Genomic DNA, 17,683 nt, shown 5'->3' with positions numbered 1-17,683 from the left:
ACGGTGCCAGCTGGCACCGTGCCTCCCGTCCGTGTGGTGTTGCGCGCTAGTCGGCGAGGATCTGCAGCAGGTCCTTGCGGAGCTGGTCGACCTTGGCGGCTGCCGCCTTGGTCTGCTCCTCCGTCGCACTGGTCCGGTACATGTGCAGGACGCCCATGGTCTTCCGGAGCGACTCGATGAACTCGCGCTGTGCGTCCGGGACGCCCGGCGTGGACTCCCACGCCGCGGCGATCTCGTCCGCCTTGGACTCCGCCTCGGCCTTGCCGGCGTCGGTGAGCTCGAAGAGCGTCTTGCGGCCGTCACCGGTCGAGACGACGAGGTCTTCGTCGACGAGCTGCTGGAGCGTCGGGTAGACCGAGCCGGGGCTCGGCTTCCAGGCACCGCCGGTGCGCTCGGCGATCGTCTTGATGATCGCGTAGCCGTTCTGCGGTCCTTCGGCCAGGAGACCGAGGATCGCGAGGCGGACGTCACCGCGACGGCGACGCTCACGGCCGAAGCCGGGGCCGCCGAAGCCGGGTCCGAATCCCATGCCGGGGCCGAAGCCCCCGCGTCCGCCGAACCCGGGGCCGAAGCCGCCGCGTCCGCCGTGGTCACCGCGGTCGCGGCCGGGGAAGCCGCCGTGGTGCTGCCGCGCGCCGCCGAAGCGGGGACCGCGCGGTCCGAAGCCGCGCTGGTCGCGTCGGCCGTGGTCGTCGTTGCTGGTGTTGTCGTAGTCATCGATGGGGCGCATGATGACTCCTTCCTGAGATGGTGTTCGAAGTTGGCTCGCGATGTCCCGGAGGACTCGAACGAACTGTTCCGTTCGTATCGCGATGGGTTAACGATAGATCGGTAACTATCGGTTTGTCAACCATGTCCTCCGTTGGGCTCGTTGTCGGGGGTCGCGGGCAGGATGGGACGGACCATGACGGACGTCCTCGAGCGCTTCTCCCCGGCCACCGCCGAGTGGTTCCGCGGCGCCTTCTCCGCTCCCACTGCGGCGCAGTCCGGCGCCTGGGACGCCATCTCGACCGGACGGCACGCGCTCGTGGTCGCACCGACCGGTTCCGGCAAGACGCTGGCCTCGTTCCTCTGGTCCATCGACCGGCTCATCAGCTCGACCGACCACCCACCCGCGAAGCAGCGGACGCGGGTGCTCTACGTCTCGCCGCTGAAGGCGCTCGGCGTCGACGTGGAACGCAACCTCCGGAGTCCGCTCGTCGGCATCACGCAGACCGCGCGCCGCCTGGGCCTCGAACCGCCGGACGTCACGGTCGGCGTCCGGAGTGGTGACACCCCGTCGTCCGACCGGCAGAAGCTGCTGCGGCTGCCGCCGGACATCCTCATCACGACGCCGGAGTCGCTCTACCTGATGCTCACGTCGCGGGCGCGGGAGACCCTCGTGAACGTCGACACCGTCATCATCGACGAGGTCCACGCGGTCGCGTCGACGAAGCGCGGGGCGCACCTCGCCGTGTCGCTCGAACGCCTCGACGACCTGCTCGAGAAGCCCGTGCAGCGCATCGGGCTGTCCGCGACCGTCCGCCCGGCGGAAGAAGTGGCGCGGTTCCTCGGTGGGCGTGCGCCGGTGGAGATCATCGCCCCGCCCGCACAGAAGACGTTCGACCTCCGCGTGGTCGTGCCCGTCGACGACATGTCCGAACTCGGCGCACCCCCGGTCGGGGCCGACGCGTCCGATGCGCCGTCGAACGGGTCGATCTGGCCGCACGTCGAAGAACGCGTGGTCGACCTCATCGAAGAACACCGGTCGACGATCGTGTTCGCGAACTCCCGGCGGTTGGCAGAACGGCTGACCGCCCGGCTCAACGAGATCCACGAGGAACGGGTGACGGCAGCCGCCGACTCGCTCGTCCCCGCCGGGGTGGTGCCGGCCGACGTCGGGCTGCCTTCGGCGCGGCCGCAGTCGCCCGCGCGGGCCTCGGCGCACGCCCCCGCGCCGTCTCGACCCCCCGCGGAGATGATCGGAGCATCGGGACAGACCGCCGGCTCCCTGCCCGTCCTGGCGCGGGCGCACCACGGGTCCGTCTCGAAGGACCAGCGCGCCATCATCGAGGACGACCTGAAGTCCGGACGCCTGCGGTGCGTCGTCGCGACGAGTTCGCTCGAGCTCGGCATCGACATGGGCGAGGTCGACCTCGTCGTCCAGGTCGAGGCACCGCCGTCCGTCGCCAGCGGGTTGCAGCGGGTCGGTCGCGCCGGGCACCAGGTCGGCGAGATCTCCCGCGGGGTGCTCTTCCCGAAGCACCGGGCCGACCTCGTGCACAGCGCCGTCACCGTCGAGCGCATGGTGTCCGGGCAGATCGAGTCGATCTCGGTCCCCGCGAACCCGCTCGACGTCCTCGCCCAGCACACCGTCGCTGCCGGCGCGGTCGACACCCTCGACGTCGAGCACTGGTTCGAGCTCGTCCGGCGGAGCGCGCCGTTCAGCGGGCTGCCCCGCTCGGCGTTCGAGGCAACGCTCGACCTCATCACCGGGCGCTACCCGAGCGACGAGTTCGCCGAGCTCCGCCCGCGTCTGGTGTGGGACCGGGTGCACGGCACCCTGACCGGTCGCCCGGGTGCGCAGCGGCTCGCGGTGACCAGCGGCGGGACCATCCCGGACCGCGGCATGTTCGGCGTGTTCATGGTCGGCGAGCGGGCGTCCCGCGTCGGTGAGCTCGACGAGGAGATGGTCTACGAGTCCCGCGTCGGGGACGTCTTCGCGCTCGGGGCCACCAGTTGGCGCATCGAGGAGATCACCCACGACCGGGTCATCGTCAGCCCGGCGTTCGGGCAGCCGGGCCGGGTGCCGTTCTGGAAGGGCGACGGCATCGGTCGGCCCGCCGAACTCGGCCGCGCCACGGGTGCCTTCATCAGGGAGGTCGAGGGCGCCTCCGACGCCGACGCCCGCGCACGTGTCGCCGCCGGTGGCCTGGACGAACGAGCGGTCACGAACCTGCTGACGTTCCTGCGCGAGCAGCGCGAGACCACCGGACACGTGCCGAACGACACCACGCTCGTCGTCGAGCGGTTCCGCGACGAGCTCGGCGACTGGCGGCTGATCCTGCACTCCCCGTACGGCATGCAGGTGCACGCGCCGTGGGCCCTCGCGGTCGCGGCACGACTGCGGGAACGGCACGGGATCGACGGGGACGCCATGGCCGCGGACGACGGCATCGTGGTGCGGATCCCCGAGACCGACGCCGAGCCACCCGGTGCGGACCTGTTCGTGTTCGAGCGGGACGACCTCGAAGCGCTCGTCACCGACGAGGTCGGGGGCTCCGCGCTGTTCGCCGCGCGCTTCCGCGAGTGCGCGGCCCGCGCGCTCCTGCTCCCCCGGCGCGACCCGGGCCGGCGCTCCCCGCTCTGGCAACAACGGCAGCGTGCCTCGCAGCTGCTCGAGGTCGCGCAGAAGTACCCGAGCTTCCCGATCGTGCTCGAGACGGTGCGCGAAGTGCTGCAGGACGTCTACGACGTGCCGTCCCTGCTCGGCATCGCGGACGAGATCGCCCGACGGAAGATCCGGCTCGTCGAGACCGAGACCGAGCAGCCGTCCCCCTTCGCCCGGTCGCTGCTCTTCGGGTACGTCGCCGCCTTCATGTACGAGGGCGACTCCCCGCTCGCCGAGCGCCGTGCGGCCGCGCTCTCGCTCGACTCGACGCTCCTCGGGGAGCTGCTCGGCCGGGCCGAACTCCGGGAACTCCTCGACCCCGCCGTCATCGCCTCGACCGAACAGGACCTGCAGCGGCTCTCCCCCGACCGTCGTGCCCGGGACACCGAGGGACTGGTCGACGTGTTCCGGCTGGTCGGTGCGCTCGACCTCGACGAAGCCGTCGACCGCAGCTGGCTGGCTGACGCCACGGATCGCGATGCCGCACGCGACACGGTTCGGACGACGCTCGAGTCATTCGAACGCGACCGCCGGGTGCTGTCCTTCTCGCACGCCGGAGCGACCCGGTGGGCCGTGATCGAGGACGCCGCCCGACTTCGTGACGCCCTCGGGGTGCCGCTGCCGATCGGCGTGCCCACCGCGTTCATCGAGCCCGTCGCCGATCCCCTCGGCGACCTGGTCGGCCGGTACGCCCGGTCACACGGACCCTTCGCCGCGCAGGACGCCGCATCCCGGCTGGGCCTCGGCATCGCCGTCGTGCAGGACACCCTGCGCCGACTCGTCGCCGACCGTCGCCTGGTCGAGGGCGAGTTCCGCCCGGACCGCCAGGGCGCCGAGTGGTGCGACGCCGAGGTGCTCCGGCGCATCCGCACCCGGTCGCTCGCGGCGCTCCGCCACGAGGTCGAACCGGTCTCGCCGGACACCCTCGCCCGCTTCCTGCCCGCGTGGCAGCACGTCACCGTGCCCGGCACCCGCGGCGGACTGCGCGGCATCGACGGCGTGCTGCAGGTCATCGACCAGCTCGCCGGTGTCGCACTGCCCGCCAGTGCCTGGGAGACGCTCGTGCTGCCCGCCCGGGTCTCCGACTACGCACCGAACATGCTCGACGAGCTCACCGCCACCGGGGAAGTCCTGTGGTCCGGCGGCGGCACCCTGCCCGGCAACGACGGCTGGGTCCGGCTGCACCTGGCCGACACCGCGCCGACCACCCTCGCGGAACCGGCGGGCGACGAGACCACCGAGCTCCAGCGGGACGTGCTCGGCGCCCTGGCCGGCGGCGGAGCGTACTTCTTCCGGCAGCTCGGCCAAGCCGTGGGCAGCACCGACGACCAGGCACTGACGACCGCGCTGTGGGACCTCGTGTGGGCCGGGCAGATCACCAACGACACCTTCGCACCGCTCCGGTCGATGCTCGGCGGCAAGGCCCGCTCGAGTGCGGCGCCCCGAACCCGCGCGTACCGCGGGCGTCGCCGTCCGACCCTCCCGACGCAGTCCGGGCCACCGAGCGTCGGCGGGAGGTGGTCGCTCCTGCCGCTGGCCGAGGCCGACGCCACGGTGCGGGCCGCGGCGACCGCGGAGCAGCTGCTCGAGCGGTACGGCATCGTCACCCGCGGCGCCGTGCAGGTCGAGGGCGTCCGGGGCGGCTTCGCCGGTGTGTACCGGGTGCTCGCCCGGTTCGAGGAATCCGGTCGTGCGCGCCGCGGGTACTTCATCGAAGGACTCGGCGCGGCGCAGTTCGCGACCTCGCCGACGATCGACCGGCTCCGGACCTACGCGCGGGACCTCGACGACGACGAGCGGGCGAACCCGGACCGCGCGCGCGAGGTCCTGACCCTCGCGGCGACGGACCCGGCGAACCCGTACGGGGCGGCGCTGCCGTGGCCGACGGACGCCGTCGATCCCGACGCACCTCCGGTCGAAGGGGCGAAGTCGCGGGGACACCGGCCCGGTCGCAAGGCGGGTGCACTCGTCGTGCTCATCGACGGGGAGCTCGGGGTCTACGTCGAACGCGGCGGCAAGTCCGTGCTGACGTTCACCGAGGACCCCGCCGACCTCGCCGCCGCCGCGACCTCGATTGCCGCCACGGTCCGGAGCGGCCTCGGGAAGCTCTCCGTCGAACGGGTGAACGGCGTCTTCGTGCTCGAGTCCCCACTCGGTGCAGCGCTGCGCGCCGCCGGGTTCACCGCGACGCCACAGGGGGTGCGGCTGCGTGCCTGAGGGCGACACCGTCTACCGAGCCGCGCACCGGCTGCACACCGCACTTGCCGGCAAGGTCCTCACCCGGAGCGACTTCCGGGTGCCCGCCTTCGCGACGCTCGACCTCGTCGGACGCACCGTCGACGAGGTCGTCCCGCGCGGCAAGCACATCCTGCACCGCATCGGTGACCTCACCGTGCACTCCCACCTCAAGATGGAGGGGCGGTGGGACGTCTACGCCCCGGGCGACCGGTGGCGACGCCCCGCCCACCAGGCCCGCGCGGTCCTCGACGCGTCGGACGTGTCGACGGTCGGTTTCGCCCTCGGGGTCCTCGAGGTCGTCCCGCGCGACGAGGAGTCGGAGATCGTCGGGTACCTCGGTCCGGACCTGCTCGGGCCCGACTGGGATGCTTCCGTGGCCGAGTCGAACCTGACGGCGGACCCCGCGCGGCCGGTCGGGCTCGCGCTGCTCGACCAGCGCGTGCTCGCGGGGCTCGGGAACGTGTACCGGAACGAGGTCTGCTTCCTCCGCGGGGTGCTGCCGACGCGGCCCGTCGGCGAGGTCCAGGACGTCCCGCGGATGATCGCCCTCGCCCACCGGCTGATCCTGGCGAACCGGGACCGCAGCGCCCGGGTGACCACGGGAGTCGACCGTCCGGGGTCCCGCTTCTGGGTCTACAACCGGCGGGGCAAGCCCTGCCTGCGGTGCCGGACGCCGATCCGGGCGGGCGAGCTCGGCGACTCCGAGCTCACCCTCCGCGACACGTACTGGTGCCCGCGCTGCCAGTCCTGACCGCCGCGCGCGGGCCCGGCGCGTACGTCAGGCGGGGGCAGGCGGAACGGCGTGCGGTCAGGCGGTGGCGGGGCGCTCGGCAACCGGACGCCGGCGGAGCTCGGGGCGCAGGACCGCCGGCGGGTTGTACTGCTGGTCGAGGCGGCCGACGTCGGTGCCGGGCGGGACGATCGCGTCGATGCGGTCGAGCACCTCGTCGGAGAGCGCGACCTCGGAGCCGGCAAGCAGGTCGTCGAGCTGCTCCATCGACCGGGGGCCGATCAGCGCACTCGTGACGCCCGGGTGTGCGATCGCGAACGCCATCGCGAGGTGCGTCATCGGGATGCCCGTGTCCTCGGACAGTGCCACGACCTGCTCCACGGCGTCGATGCGGCGCTCGTCGGAGTTGTGCTGGAACATCCGGACGCGAGCGAGGTCGCTGTCCTGCCCCTTCCGGAACCGCCCCGTGAGCATGCCGCCGGCGAGCGGGCTCCACACGAGCGTGCCCATGCCGTAGCGCTCGGCGGTCGGCAGGACCTCGCGCTCGATGCCGCGGTTCAGGATCGAGTAGGTCGGCTGCTCCGTGCGGAAGCGCTCGAGCCCTCGGCGCTCCGACGTCCACTGCGCCTCGACCTGCATCGACGCCGGGAAGTCCGAACTGCCGATCGCGCGGACCTTGCCGCTCCGGACCAGGTCGGTCAGCGCGGAGAGCGTCTCCTCGACGTCGACCGTGTCGTCGGGGCGGTGCGCCTGGTAGAGGTCGATGTGGTCGGTCTGCAGTCGACGGAGGGAGCCTTCGACCGCCTGCATGATCCACCGGCGGGAGTTGCCCTGCTGGTTCGGGTCGTCGCCCATCGGGCCGTGGAACTTGGTGGCGAGGACGACCTGGTCACGGCGGCCCTTGAGCGCCTTCCCCACGAGTTCCTCCGACCCGCCCTGCGAGTAGCGGTCCGCGGTGTCGATGAGGTTGATGCCCGCGTCGAGCGCACGGTGCACGATGCGGATGGAGTCCTGCTCGTCGCCGTTGCCGATGCGGCCGTCCGTGCCGAGCATCATGGCGCCGAGTGCGAAGGGGCTGACCTGGATCCCGGTGCGGCCGAGGGTGCGGTACTGCATGGTGGTGCCTCCTGTCGATGGCGTCCTGACCGTCGGTGCCGTATCGTGGACCGAACCGGAACGCCCTTCCGGAACTATACGGAAAGCCATTCCGTTTACGCAAGGAGCAAGGGAGAACCCGTGCGCGCCGACGCCCGACGCAACCTCGACGCGCTGACCGACGCCGCCAAGGCCGTGTTCGCGACCGACGGGGTCGACGCCCCCGCGAAGGTCATCGCCGACCGGGCCGGAGTCGGCGTGGGCACGCTCTACCGGCACTTCCCCCAGCGGTCCGACCTGGTCGTCGCGGTGTTCCAGCGCGCGGTCGACGCCTGCGCCGACGCCGCCCCCGAGCTGGCCGCGACCCACGCTCCGGACGAGGCGCTCGCGCTCTGGGTGCAGCGGTTCACAGAGTTCGTCGCGACGAAGCGGGGCCTCGCGTCGGCGCTGCACTCCGGGGACCCGGCCTTCCAGGCGCTGCCGGAGTACTTCCTCGGCAGGCTCGGCGACGCGCTCACCGGGCTCCTCGACACCGCCGCCGCGGCGGGCACCATCCGCCCGGACGTGGACGCCCGTCAGCTGCTGCACGCCGTCGCGGACCTCTGCCACGGCGCACCGACTCCCGAGCAGAGCCAGCTCATGGTCGGGCTCCTGGTCGACGGACTCCGCTACCGCGCGACGGTCTGACCCGCGCGCTGACCGATCGGGTGCAGCCGCTCGTCGGCCGTGGCGCGCACCGCGTCCGTCACCCGTTCCAAGAGCGGCGACGCCAGGTTCCAGCGCTGCCACCACAGCGCCACGTCGGCGCGACGCCCGGGGGTCAGCTCGACGAGCGAACCCTGCTCGAGGGCTCCGAGACACTGCGCCTCCGGCAGCAGCCCCCACCCGAAGCCGAGCGACACCGCCCTCGCGAAGTCCGCCGAAGTCGGGACGAAGTGCCGCGGACCCCGGGGAGCGTGCCCCACGACCCGTCGCAGGAACCCCTGCTGCAGGTCGTCGTCGTGGTCGTAGTCCACGAGCGGCACCCGGTCGAGCCGCTGCAGCATCCGGCGCTCCGTGTCCGCGCCGTCCAGGTACCGCGTGACGAAGGCCGGCGACGCCACCGCGCGGTACCGGTCGATGCCGAGCGGCACCGACGAACAGCCCTGTACCGGCTCCGACTCCGCCGTGACCGCGGCCATCACCGTGCCGGAGCGGAGGAGCTCGGCGGTGCGGTCCTGGTCTTCGCGGTGCAGGTCGAAGACCACCTCAGTGTCCGCGCGCACCAGCGCCAACGCATCGAGGAACCACGTGCCGAGCGAGTCCGCGTTCACCGCGAGCGGGATCGACGGGATGGACGACCGCGCGTCCCCGCCCTCGCCGAGTGCCCTCGCTGTCTCGTCGTCGAGCAGCCGGACCTGCCGCGCGTGCCGGAGCACCACCGCTCCGGCGGCCGTCGGCTCGATCGGGACGGTCCGCTGCAGCAGGACCCGTCCGACGAGCTGCTCCATCGCCTTGATCCGCTGCGAGACGGCCGACGGGGTGATCGACAGCGCGCGGGCAGCGGCCTCGAACGTGCCGAGGTCGACCGCCGCGAGGATCGTCTCGAGGTGTTCGCGCTGCAGTCGGAGCATGAGCTGAGCTTACGGCGCATCAGGAACGTGAGCTGTACTGCATCCGCGCCGACGCCTACCGTCGTCTCGTGACCGTCATCCTCCCCGTGCTCGCCGGCCTCGGCACCGGACTCGCCCTCATCGTGGCGATCGGTGTGCAGAACACGTACCTGCTCCGGCTCGCGGTGAGCGCACGACTCCGGGTCGTGGCAGCCGCGGTGGTGGTGTGCGCGGTGTCCGACGCCGTGCTCATCATCGCCGGGGTGCTCGGCGTCGGGGCCGTCGTCGAGCGGTTCCCCGTCGCGCTCGTCGTGGTCCGGCTCGTGGGCGCTGCCTTCCTGCTGACCTACGGGGTGCTCGCGGCGCGGCGGGCATTGCGCCCGTCGGGCGATGCGATCCGGGTGGCAGCCGAGGACGACGGGGTCGCCGTGGGCACGTCGACGGGCGGCGGGAACGCGGACGACGACGGGGTCGCGCCCCCGGGCGAACACCGCGCCCCGGTGCACGGGGGCGCGACGTCCGTGGCGGGGCGCGACGCGGCAGTGGACCCGGCCACGGTGGGAGCCGGGCCGGCGCGGCGCGACGCGGCAGTGGACCCGGCCACGGTGGGAGCCGGGCCGGCGCGGACGACGCTCGCCCAGCCTCCAGGCCGGAGCGGCGGCGGCGCCCCCGCGATGCGCACGGCGGTCCTGACCATGCTCGTCTTCACGTGGGCGAACCCGCACGTGTACCTGGACACGCTCGTGTTCCTCGGGTCCGTCGCCAATCAGCAGGGCGCCGACGACCGATGGTGGTGGACGCTCGGTGCCGTCGCGGCGAGCTGCCTGTGGTTCGGCGCGCTCGGGTTCGGCGGGCGGCTGCTCCGGCCGCTGTTCGCGAAGCCGGTCACCTGGCGCGTCTTCGACGGCTGCGTCGCCGTGGTGATGCTCGCGTTCGGCGTCGCCCTGCTCGTCGGCGCCTGACTCCGGCGGCGCTTCTTCGACAACCAAGAGCAGTTCGCACCACGGGATCACGTGGTGCGAACTGCTTTCAATTGTGCGAGGCCAAGACGCACCACGCGGCGGCGGACGCCTACTGCAGCCCGCGCCCCACCCGGCTGTTCCGGCGGCTGTACCCGAAGTAGATCGCGAAGCCGATGACCAGCCAGACGACGAAGCGCAACCACGTCTCGACCTCGAGGTTCAGCATCAGCCAGAAGCACAGCACGGCGGACAGGATCGGGATCACCGGCGACCACGGCACCCGGAACGACCGCGGCGCGTCCGGCCGGGTGCGACGGAGGACGATGATCCCGATCGACACGAGCACGAACGCGGAGAGCGTCCCGATGTTGATCATGCCCTCGAGCTTGTCCACCGCGGTGAACCCGGCGAGCAGCGCCACGACGATGCCCGCGACGACCTGCACCCGGACGGGCGTCTGCGTCTTCGGGTTCGTCACCGAGAACCAGCGGGGCAGCAGGCCGTCGCGGCTCATCGAGAACACGATGCGGGACAGGCCGAGCAGCAGCACCATCACGACGGTGGTGAGGCCGATGAGCGACCCGATCGCGATGATCCCGGCGGCCCACGGCAGACCGACGAGGTCGAAGGCCGAGGCGAGGGAGGGTGCGTCCTCCTGCGCGAGCTGCTTGTAGGAGACCATGCCGGTGATCACGATGCTGACGCCGACGTAGAGCAGGGTCACGATGCCGAGCCCGATGAAGATGCCGCGCGGCAGCGTCTTCTGCGGGTTCTCGGTCTCCTCCGCGCTGGTCGCGACGACGTCGAAGCCGATGAACGCGAAGAAGACCAGCGATGCGGCGGCGAGCAGACCGAAGACGCCGTACTGCGCGGGCTCGGAGCCGGTGAACCAGGACACGAGGGACTGCGTCCAGACACTGCCCTCTGACCCCTTCGACGGCTGCGCGGCGGGGATGAACGGGGTGAAGTTCGCGGCCTTGACGAAGAAGGCGCCGACCACGATGACGAACACGACGATCGCGACCTTGATGATCGTGATGATCGCGGAGACGCGGGAGGACAGACGGGTCCCGAATGCGAGCAGCACGGTGAAGATGCCGACGATGAGGACGGGTCCCCACGTGAAGCCGATCGGGCCGAGGGCGATCGTGCTGGGGAGCTTGACGCCGAAGACCTCGAACGCGGTGCTGAGGTAGATGCCCCAGTACTTCGCGATCACGGCACTGGCGGTGAGGGTCTCGAGGATGAGGTCCCAGCCGACGATCCACGCCAGCAGCTCGCCCATCGTGGCGTAGGTGAACGTGTACGCGGAGCCGGCGACCGGGATGGTGGAGGCGAACTCGGCGTAGCACATGATCGCCAGGCCGCACGTGACGGCGGCGAGCAGGAAGGAGATGATCACGCCGGGGCCGGCGAAGTTCGCCGCGGCGTTCGCCCCCACCGAGAAGATGCCGGCGCCGACCGCGACCGCGATGCCCATCGCGGCGATGTCGAACGTCTTCAGGGAGCGCTTCAGCGAGCGTCCCTGTTCTTCGGAGTCGGCGAGGGAGGCCTCGATCGACTTCGTGCGGAGCTTCGTTGCCATGGGGTGGTTCCCGTCATCGGCTGGCGTGGGACCCCGGAAGGGTACTGGCGTACCACCCCGGTACGCAAAGCGTCCGCATGGACGGTCCGGTCTGCAGACGGCGGTGCAGAACCGGACGGGAGGCCCGGTGTCAGTCCGCCGCGCGCCGCCAGTCCGCCAGGTAGCGGGCTCCCGCTTCGTCGTGGATGACACCGTCGGGTGCGGTGAGCACCGGGTACGGCGTCGCCGGGACACCGTCCGACGGACGGACGTCCACGTGCGCCACGTCGTGCCCGTTCGCGTGCAGCCAGTCGGCCATCGCGTAGTCGCTCCGGGAGTCGCCCACCGTGCGCCAGGTCAGCGGCAGCTCGCCGTCCTCGGCGAGGAGCTCGAGGGAGCGCTCGGCACCCATGTCCTTGCCGCTGCGGTCGGACTCGACGTCGGTGGAGATGATCGTCGGGTCGATGCGCCACGCGACGGAACCGTCGGCAGCGGGCCGGACGTCGTCGAGCCGGCGGACGCCGAGCCCGCGGCGCTGGAGTGCGGCCATCGCCCGCTCGTCGAACTCCGGCTGGCGGGCGAGGTAGGTGGCGTTCGGCACCTCGACGCGCTGCTCGACGGACACCATCGCGCGCTTGGTCTCGTCGAAGAACACCAGGTCGGCGTACTCGGCGCGCACGAGCTCGCGCATCTCGTCGGCGTAGTCGGTGGGGAGCGCGAGGTCCTCGGCGATCGCGATGTCGCTCATGCCGTCCTCGTACTGCGGGCCGATCGAGCACCAGACGGCGCCCTTCTCGCACACGGCGTGCACCCGGCCGCCGGGAGCCAGCCCGCCGGCGAGCAGCGGACGGACGACCTGTTCACGGATGAAGGCGTCGCTCCGGCCCGTGTTGAACACCACGGGGATGCCCTCTGCCGCGAGCGCGACGAGGTCCTCCACGATGCTCTGGATCGCGATGGTGCGGGAGACGGGACTGGCGATCGGGCCGTCGACGTCCAGCAGGAGTCCGAGTCGGGGTGCGCTCACCCGACCATCCTCTCAGTGCCGCGGGGTCCGGAGCGCGCCGAGCAGCCGTGCGAGGGTCGCAGCGTCGGGGATGTGCCCCTGGCCGTCGATCATCACGAGCTCGGAGCCGGGGATCGCCTCGGCGGTGGCCCGCGCGGCGAGCCGGAGCCACCGCGGGCTGGCGGTGCCGGAACCCACGACGACCGGCACCCCGACCGCGGCGAGCACCCGCTCCGGGATCGCGAGCCCGTTGAGCATCCGGACGTCGCGAGCGAGCACGTGCGCGTCGGCGAGCAGGGTGCGCCACAGGCGGGGACGGAGGCGGAACGCGCTCACCTGGCTCATCGGCAGCCCGAGCACCTGGGCCAGGAACGCCCGGACCGCTGCGGCGCGACGGCCGGCGGCGACCTGCTCGTCGAGGGTGTCCGCGAAGACGACGTCGTCGGCGTGCGGGTCGACGCTCGCGCGGTACGGCGGTTCCCACAGCACGGCCGCCTCGGCCGGGAGACCGGCGGCGAGCGCGTGCAGGACCACACCGGCACCGACGCAGACGGCCAGGACGGTGACCGGGCCGTCGACCTGGGCGACGACGGCGTCGAGGTCCTCGACCTCCCGCTCGATCGCCCACGGACCGGTGTCCCCGCTGTCCCCACGGCCGCGACGGTCGTAGGTGACCACACGGTGGTGATCGGCGAGGCCCTGGACCACGGCTTCCACGAACGGCGTGCCACGGTGGCCGAACGCACCACCGACCACGACGACCGCGGGGCCGTTGCCCGCGTCGGACACCGCGATGCGGGTGCCGTCGGCGGAGACGACCGTTCGGTCGGTGGAAGGGTGCATGTGATCCTCAGCGGTGGTTCGACGGCACTGCGTCGGGTCCTCGGGGAGGGGCCGTGCGGGTCGTCCTCCGAGTGTCGCAGCCCGGCGCGCTGCCGTCATCCCCCGCAACCAGGGGCAGACGACCCTGATCGGGGCAGGCGGACGGTGCCGATCAGACCAGCGCGGTCGTCCCCACCGACTCCCGCTCGAGCAGGGAGCGCTTCACGTCGAGCCCCCACGCGAAGCCGCCGAGCGACCCGTCGGAACGGAGCACGCGGTGGCAGGGCACGAACAGCGCCGGGGCGTTCCGGGCACACACGCTCGCCGCTGCCCGCACGGCGTCCGGCCGGCCCATCGCCGCCGCGAGCTCGGTGTAGGTCAGGGTGGACCCAGCGGGGATCTCCCGCAGCTGCAGCCACCCCGCTTCGAAGAGCTCGGTGCCGACCTGCCGCACGGGGACCTGCATCGCGTGCTCGATCTCCCCCGCGTAGAAGGCGTCGACGGCGTCCGCGGAGGACACGGGCCCCTCCATCACGGTGGACGGTCGGTGGCGCGCCGGTACCCGCGCCAGGATCCGGTCGAACGAGTCCGTCCAGCCGGACGCGAGCACCCGGCCCTGGTCGTCTTCGAGCACGGTGAACGCGCCGTCGGGGGTCTGGAGGGTGGAGATCACTGCATCGGTCATGGGGTGTCCTTCCGGGACGTCGTGGAAGCAGCACGCGCGGCTGCGGTCGCGCGGTCGACGATCGGCCGCCAGCAGTGCATCGTGAGGTAGCTCCGCCAGGGGGCCACCTGCTCCGACCATAGGGAGAGCTCGCGCGCCGAACCGGGCAGTCCGAGTTCCTGTGCACCGTTCCGCACGGCGAGGTCGCTGTGGAGGAACAAGTCCGGATGGTGCCGGACCCGCAGTGCCACGTAGTCCGCGGTCCACGGTCCGATCCCCCGCACGGCGAGGAGTCCGTTCCGGAGCTCGTCGAGGGACTGCCCGCCGTCGACGACGAGCGACCCGTCCGCCAGCGCGGACGCGACGCGGAGGATCGTCTGGATCCGGGCGGACGGCAACCGGAGAACCGAACCGCCGCGCTCCGCGATGACGGCGGCGGACGGGAACAGGACACCGTCCGGGGCGATCGCCGTCGGCACGGGTGCACCGAGCGCTGCCACCAGCCGGGTCTGCGCGGTCCGGGCCGCGGCCACCGAGACCTGCTGCCCGATGAGCGTGCGGAACACCACCTCGTGCGCGTCCACCGCCCCCGGCAGCCGGATCCCGGGCACCCGCGTGACGGCGGCCACCAGGGCCGGGACCGATCCGAGCACCGTGTCCACCGCGACCGGATCGGCATCGAGGTCGAACAGCGCCCGCACTCGCGCCACGAGCGTCGGCAGGTCGCTGAGGTCGGTCACCCGCACGACCAGGTCGATGCCGGTGCCCCGCCCGGCCCCGTCCGGGACCGCGGCCGATGCACTGAACCAACCGGGGCCTCCCGGCAGGTCGAGGAGCCGGCCGTAGGACCGGACCGTGCCGTCGTCGCCCCGCACCACCTGCTCCAGCCCGGCGAGCGCGTGCAGCGCGTGCCAGTCGAGGAGGCCCTGCGCGTCGAACGGCGCGCGGCCCGGCAGGTGCACGTGCAGGCCGCCGTCGGGGGCCGGCTGGATCCGCCGGCGGGCACGGAGCTCCGACGGGGTGACGGCGAAGACCTCGCGCACGGTGTCGTTGAACTGCCGGACGCTCGCGAACCCCGCGGCGAACGCGACGTCCGCGATCGGCAGGTCGGACGACGTCAGCAGCGTCCGTGCGGTCTGCGCCCGGTGCGCACGGCTCAGCGCCTTCGGTCCGGCCCCGAGCTCCTCCGTCATGATCCGACCGAGGTGCCGTTCGGAGTAGCCGACGCGTGCCGCGAGCCCGGGGACGCCTTCCCGCTCGACGACGCCGTCGAGGACGAGGCGCATCGCGCGGCCGGCGACGTCTTCGCGGAGGTCCCACTCCGGACTGCCGGGGGTGGCCTCCGGCAGGCAGCGCTTGCACGCGCGGTACCCGGCGAGGTGTGCGGCGGCGCTCGTCCGGTAGAAGGTCACACCCGTCGACCGGGGTGTGCGCGCCGGGCAGCTCGGGCGGCAGTAGATGCCCGTCGAGTGCACGGCGGTGACGAACTGGCCGTCGAACCGCGCGTCGCGCGACGCCGCGATGCGGTACCGCTCGTCGTGCAGTGCGTCGGTTCCCGTGGTCATGCGGCAAGCCTGACACGCGCCACCGTCATCGACTGGCGGAAATCGGACGGCGCAGCCGGGAGGCTCCGGTACCGTCGGGCACATGGGTTCCGGTGCCGAGACGGTCGCGTCCAGTGCCCTCGACCACGTCACCCAGGTCGAGGTCGCGATGCTCCTCGTCTCCCGGCGACACCGCTACGAGGGACGGCCCGCCGACGGCGCACTCCCCGCGGACGAGGAGGAACTGCGCGACCGGGTCAGCCTGCGCGCCGGCCTCGGGATCGTCGGCGACCGCTACTTCGCGTCGCGGGCACACGTGCACGCGTCCGTCACCGTGATCGGGCTCGAGGCGCTCGAGGACGTCGGACGGTCGCTCGGCGTCGCGCTGGACCCGGTCGCGACCCGTCGGAACGTGTTCCTGCGGGGCGTCGACGTCGAGGCGCTCCGGGGCGAGCCGTTCTCGCTCGACACCGGCGACGGCCCCGTGCTGTTCCGCGGCTACCGACCGGCGAACCCCTGCGCCTGGATGGACCACGAGATCGCTCCCGGCGCGTTCCGGGCGATGCGCGGACGGGGCGGGGTGCGGTGCGACCCGGAGTCCGACGGCGTGCTCACCCTCGGCCCCGCGGTGCTCCGCACGGCCCGCCCCGTGCCCGTCGGTGTCTAGCGGCTAGACGCTCACCGGTGCGAGCGCAGCCTGGATCGCGTCGACGAACGCCGGCAGGTCACCCGGGTTCCGCGACGTGATGATCGTGCTGCCGGTCTCGTCGACCTGGACCTCCTGGTCGACCCACTCGGCGCCCGCGTTCCGGATGTCGGTCTGCAGCGACGGGTAGGACGTGATCGTCCGACCGGTCAGCACGCCGGCCTCCACGAGGGTCCACGGGCCGTGACAGATCGCGGCGACGAAGGCCTGCACGAGGTCGACCGCTGCGGTCTCCTGACGGATCGTGTCGGCGTTGATGGTGCCGCCGGGGACGACGAGTGCGTCGAAGTCGCCCGCCTGGACGTTCGCGAGCGTGGTGTCGGGATCGAGGGACTTGCCCGGGTCCTTGTCGCCGACGAGGGTCTGGACCGTGTCGGTCTCCTTCGCCGCGATCGTCACCGAGGCACCGCGCTTCCGCAGTTCTTCCGTCGGGACGATGATCTCGTCCTGCTCGACGCCGTAGTTGGTCGTGATGACGAGGACGTTCTTCCCGTCGAGGGCTGCCATGATCACTCCTTCCACGTGCCGGGGTCTCCGGCCGCACCGACCAGGGTGCTCGGTGGCGCTGGGCGTCGACTCAGCCGCTCGCTGGCGCACCGGGCGTCAGCCGCACAGCGGCGCTCCGGGCGTCAGCCGCGCAGCCGGAACGCCGCTCCCTCGGCCGTCACCTCGATGCCGTCGAAGCCGTGCACCCGCGCGAGCCCGACCGTCACGTCCGCGTCGAGCTCCCCCACGACGACGGTCGTCGCACCGGAGGCGATCGCGGACTGCAGGCCGGCGGGGGCGTCCTCGAACGCGACGCAGTCCTCGGCCCGGAGCCCGAGGAGCGCCGCGCCCCGGACGTACCCGTCGGGGTGCGGCTTGCCCTGCTCGACGTCCTCGGACGTGACGACGGACTCCGGCACGGTCACCCCGGCGGCGCGCATCCGGTTCAGGGCGAGGTCCCGCGGTGCGCTCGTGACGAGCGCGACAGGGACGCCGGCGTCGACCAGCCGGCCGAGGAACGCGGCGGCGCCGGGGATCTCGATGATGCCGTGGGTGTTCTCGACCTCGTCCGCGACGAGCTCGTCGGCCAGACGACGCTGTTCGGCGTACGGCAGGTCGGGCAGGAAGTGCTGCACGGTGTCGATCGTCTGGCGGCCGTGCGAGAACGCCAGGATCGTCGACGGGGCGATGTCGTGCTGCGCACCGAAGCGGCTCCACGCTCCCTCGACGACCGACGTCGAGTCGACGAGCGTCCCGTCCATGTCGAAGAGGACCCCGGACGCCACGATGTCGATCACGCGCCCGACCCTACCTGTCGGTGGATCCACGCCCGTGTGATCGCGCCCCGCCGCGAACACTGCGCCCGCGCATGTCGGGGCGCGATGTGCGTACGCGGGCGCAAAGC

Annotated in this window: 15 protein-coding genes; 5 read left to right on the top strand and 10 right to left on the bottom strand. The window is 72.4% G+C overall.

Annotation, left to right across the window (positions count from 1 at the left end; genetic code table 11):
* Positions 1-46: 46 nt before the first annotated feature.
* A complete protein-coding gene (locus EDF27_RS04705; protein ID WP_123654873.1) occupies positions 47-730 on the bottom strand; it encodes a PadR family transcriptional regulator in 684 nt (227 codons plus the stop codon).
* Between the two features lie 174 nt (positions 731-904).
* On the opposite strand from EDF27_RS04705, the gene EDF27_RS04700 reads away from it, so the two are divergent.
* Entirely contained in the window at positions 905-5,587 is a 4,683-nt protein-coding gene (locus EDF27_RS04700) for an ATP-dependent helicase (protein WP_132047553.1), read from the top strand.
* On the top strand, positions 5,580-6,359 hold the full coding sequence (locus EDF27_RS04695) for a DNA-formamidopyrimidine glycosylase family protein (protein WP_132047551.1): 780 nt from the start codon (positions 5,580-5,582) through the stop codon (positions 6,357-6,359). Before EDF27_RS04700 ends, EDF27_RS04695 begins: the two co-directional genes overlap by 8 nt.
* Before the next feature lie 57 nt (positions 6,360-6,416).
* Here the strand turns inward: EDF27_RS04695 and EDF27_RS04690 are convergent, their stop codons facing one another.
* Positions 6,417-7,454: an aldo/keto reductase gene (locus EDF27_RS04690; RefSeq protein WP_132047549.1), complete on the bottom strand. Its 1,038-nt coding sequence runs from the start codon at positions 7,452-7,454 to the stop codon at positions 6,417-6,419.
* 120 nt (positions 7,455-7,574) lie between these two features.
* Between EDF27_RS04690 and EDF27_RS04685 the strand changes: the two genes are divergently transcribed.
* On the top strand, positions 7,575-8,120 hold the full coding sequence (locus EDF27_RS04685; protein WP_123654877.1) for a TetR/AcrR family transcriptional regulator: 546 nt from the start codon (positions 7,575-7,577) through the stop codon (positions 8,118-8,120).
* On the opposite strand, the gene EDF27_RS04680 is transcribed toward EDF27_RS04685, so the two are convergent.
* Complete coding sequence (locus EDF27_RS04680) at positions 8,102-9,046, bottom strand: LysR family transcriptional regulator ArgP (RefSeq protein WP_132047547.1); 945 nt, start codon at positions 9,044-9,046, stop codon at positions 8,102-8,104. The genes EDF27_RS04685 and EDF27_RS04680 overlap by 19 nt on opposite strands.
* 68 nt (positions 9,047-9,114) lie before the next feature.
* Between EDF27_RS04680 and EDF27_RS04675 the strand changes: the two genes are divergently transcribed.
* On the top strand, positions 9,115-9,987 hold the full coding sequence (locus EDF27_RS04675; RefSeq protein ID WP_132047545.1) for a LysE family transporter: 873 nt from the start codon (positions 9,115-9,117) through the stop codon (positions 9,985-9,987).
* Positions 9,988-10,096: 109 nt separating this feature from the next.
* Here the strand turns inward: EDF27_RS04675 and EDF27_RS04670 are convergent, their stop codons facing one another.
* From EDF27_RS04670 to EDF27_RS04650, 5 genes are all read right to left on the bottom strand, one after another.
* The gene (locus tag EDF27_RS04670; RefSeq protein WP_132047543.1) at positions 10,097-11,572 is read right to left on the bottom strand and encodes an amino acid permease; all 1,476 of its coding nucleotides are present in this window, start codon (positions 11,570-11,572) and stop codon (positions 10,097-10,099) included.
* Between the two features lie 130 nt (positions 11,573-11,702).
* The gene (locus EDF27_RS04665) at positions 11,703-12,578 is read right to left on the bottom strand and encodes a hypothetical protein (protein ID WP_132047541.1); all 876 of its coding nucleotides are present in this window, start codon (positions 12,576-12,578) and stop codon (positions 11,703-11,705) included.
* A gap of 12 nt (positions 12,579-12,590) precedes the next feature.
* The gene (locus EDF27_RS04660) at positions 12,591-13,400 is read right to left on the bottom strand and encodes an alpha/beta hydrolase (protein ID WP_165931358.1); all 810 of its coding nucleotides are present in this window, start codon (positions 13,398-13,400) and stop codon (positions 12,591-12,593) included.
* Between the two features lie 151 nt (positions 13,401-13,551).
* On the bottom strand, positions 13,552-14,064 hold the full coding sequence (locus tag EDF27_RS04655; protein WP_123654883.1) for a methylated-DNA--[protein]-cysteine S-methyltransferase: 513 nt from the start codon (positions 14,062-14,064) through the stop codon (positions 13,552-13,554).
* A complete protein-coding gene (locus EDF27_RS04650) occupies positions 14,061-15,608 on the bottom strand; it encodes an Ada metal-binding domain-containing protein (RefSeq protein ID WP_132047539.1) in 1,548 nt (515 codons plus the stop codon). Before EDF27_RS04650 ends, EDF27_RS04655 begins: the two co-directional genes overlap by 4 nt.
* Before the next feature lie 82 nt (positions 15,609-15,690).
* On the opposite strand from EDF27_RS04650, the gene EDF27_RS04645 reads away from it, so the two are divergent.
* Positions 15,691-16,254 (top strand): molybdenum cofactor biosysynthesis protein, encoded by a 564-nt coding sequence (locus EDF27_RS04645; RefSeq protein WP_123700918.1) that lies wholly within the window; start codon positions 15,691-15,693, stop codon positions 16,252-16,254.
* 3 nt (positions 16,255-16,257) lie between these two features.
* On the opposite strand, the gene EDF27_RS04640 is transcribed toward EDF27_RS04645, so the two are convergent.
* Positions 16,258-16,800, bottom strand: a complete 543-nt coding sequence (locus EDF27_RS04640) for a type 1 glutamine amidotransferase domain-containing protein (protein WP_132047537.1) — start codon at positions 16,798-16,800, stop codon at positions 16,258-16,260.
* A 122-nt stretch (positions 16,801-16,922) separates the two neighbouring features.
* Positions 16,923-17,576, bottom strand: a complete 654-nt coding sequence (locus EDF27_RS04635) for an HAD-IA family hydrolase (RefSeq protein ID WP_132047535.1) — start codon at positions 17,574-17,576, stop codon at positions 16,923-16,925.
* Positions 17,577-17,683 lie beyond the last annotated feature (107 nt).

It is taken from the genome of Curtobacterium sp. PhB136 (assembly GCF_004346855.1).
Lineage (GTDB): Bacteria > Actinomycetota > Actinomycetes > Actinomycetales > Microbacteriaceae > Curtobacterium.
This window is presented reverse-complemented; position numbering and strand designations above follow the sequence as displayed.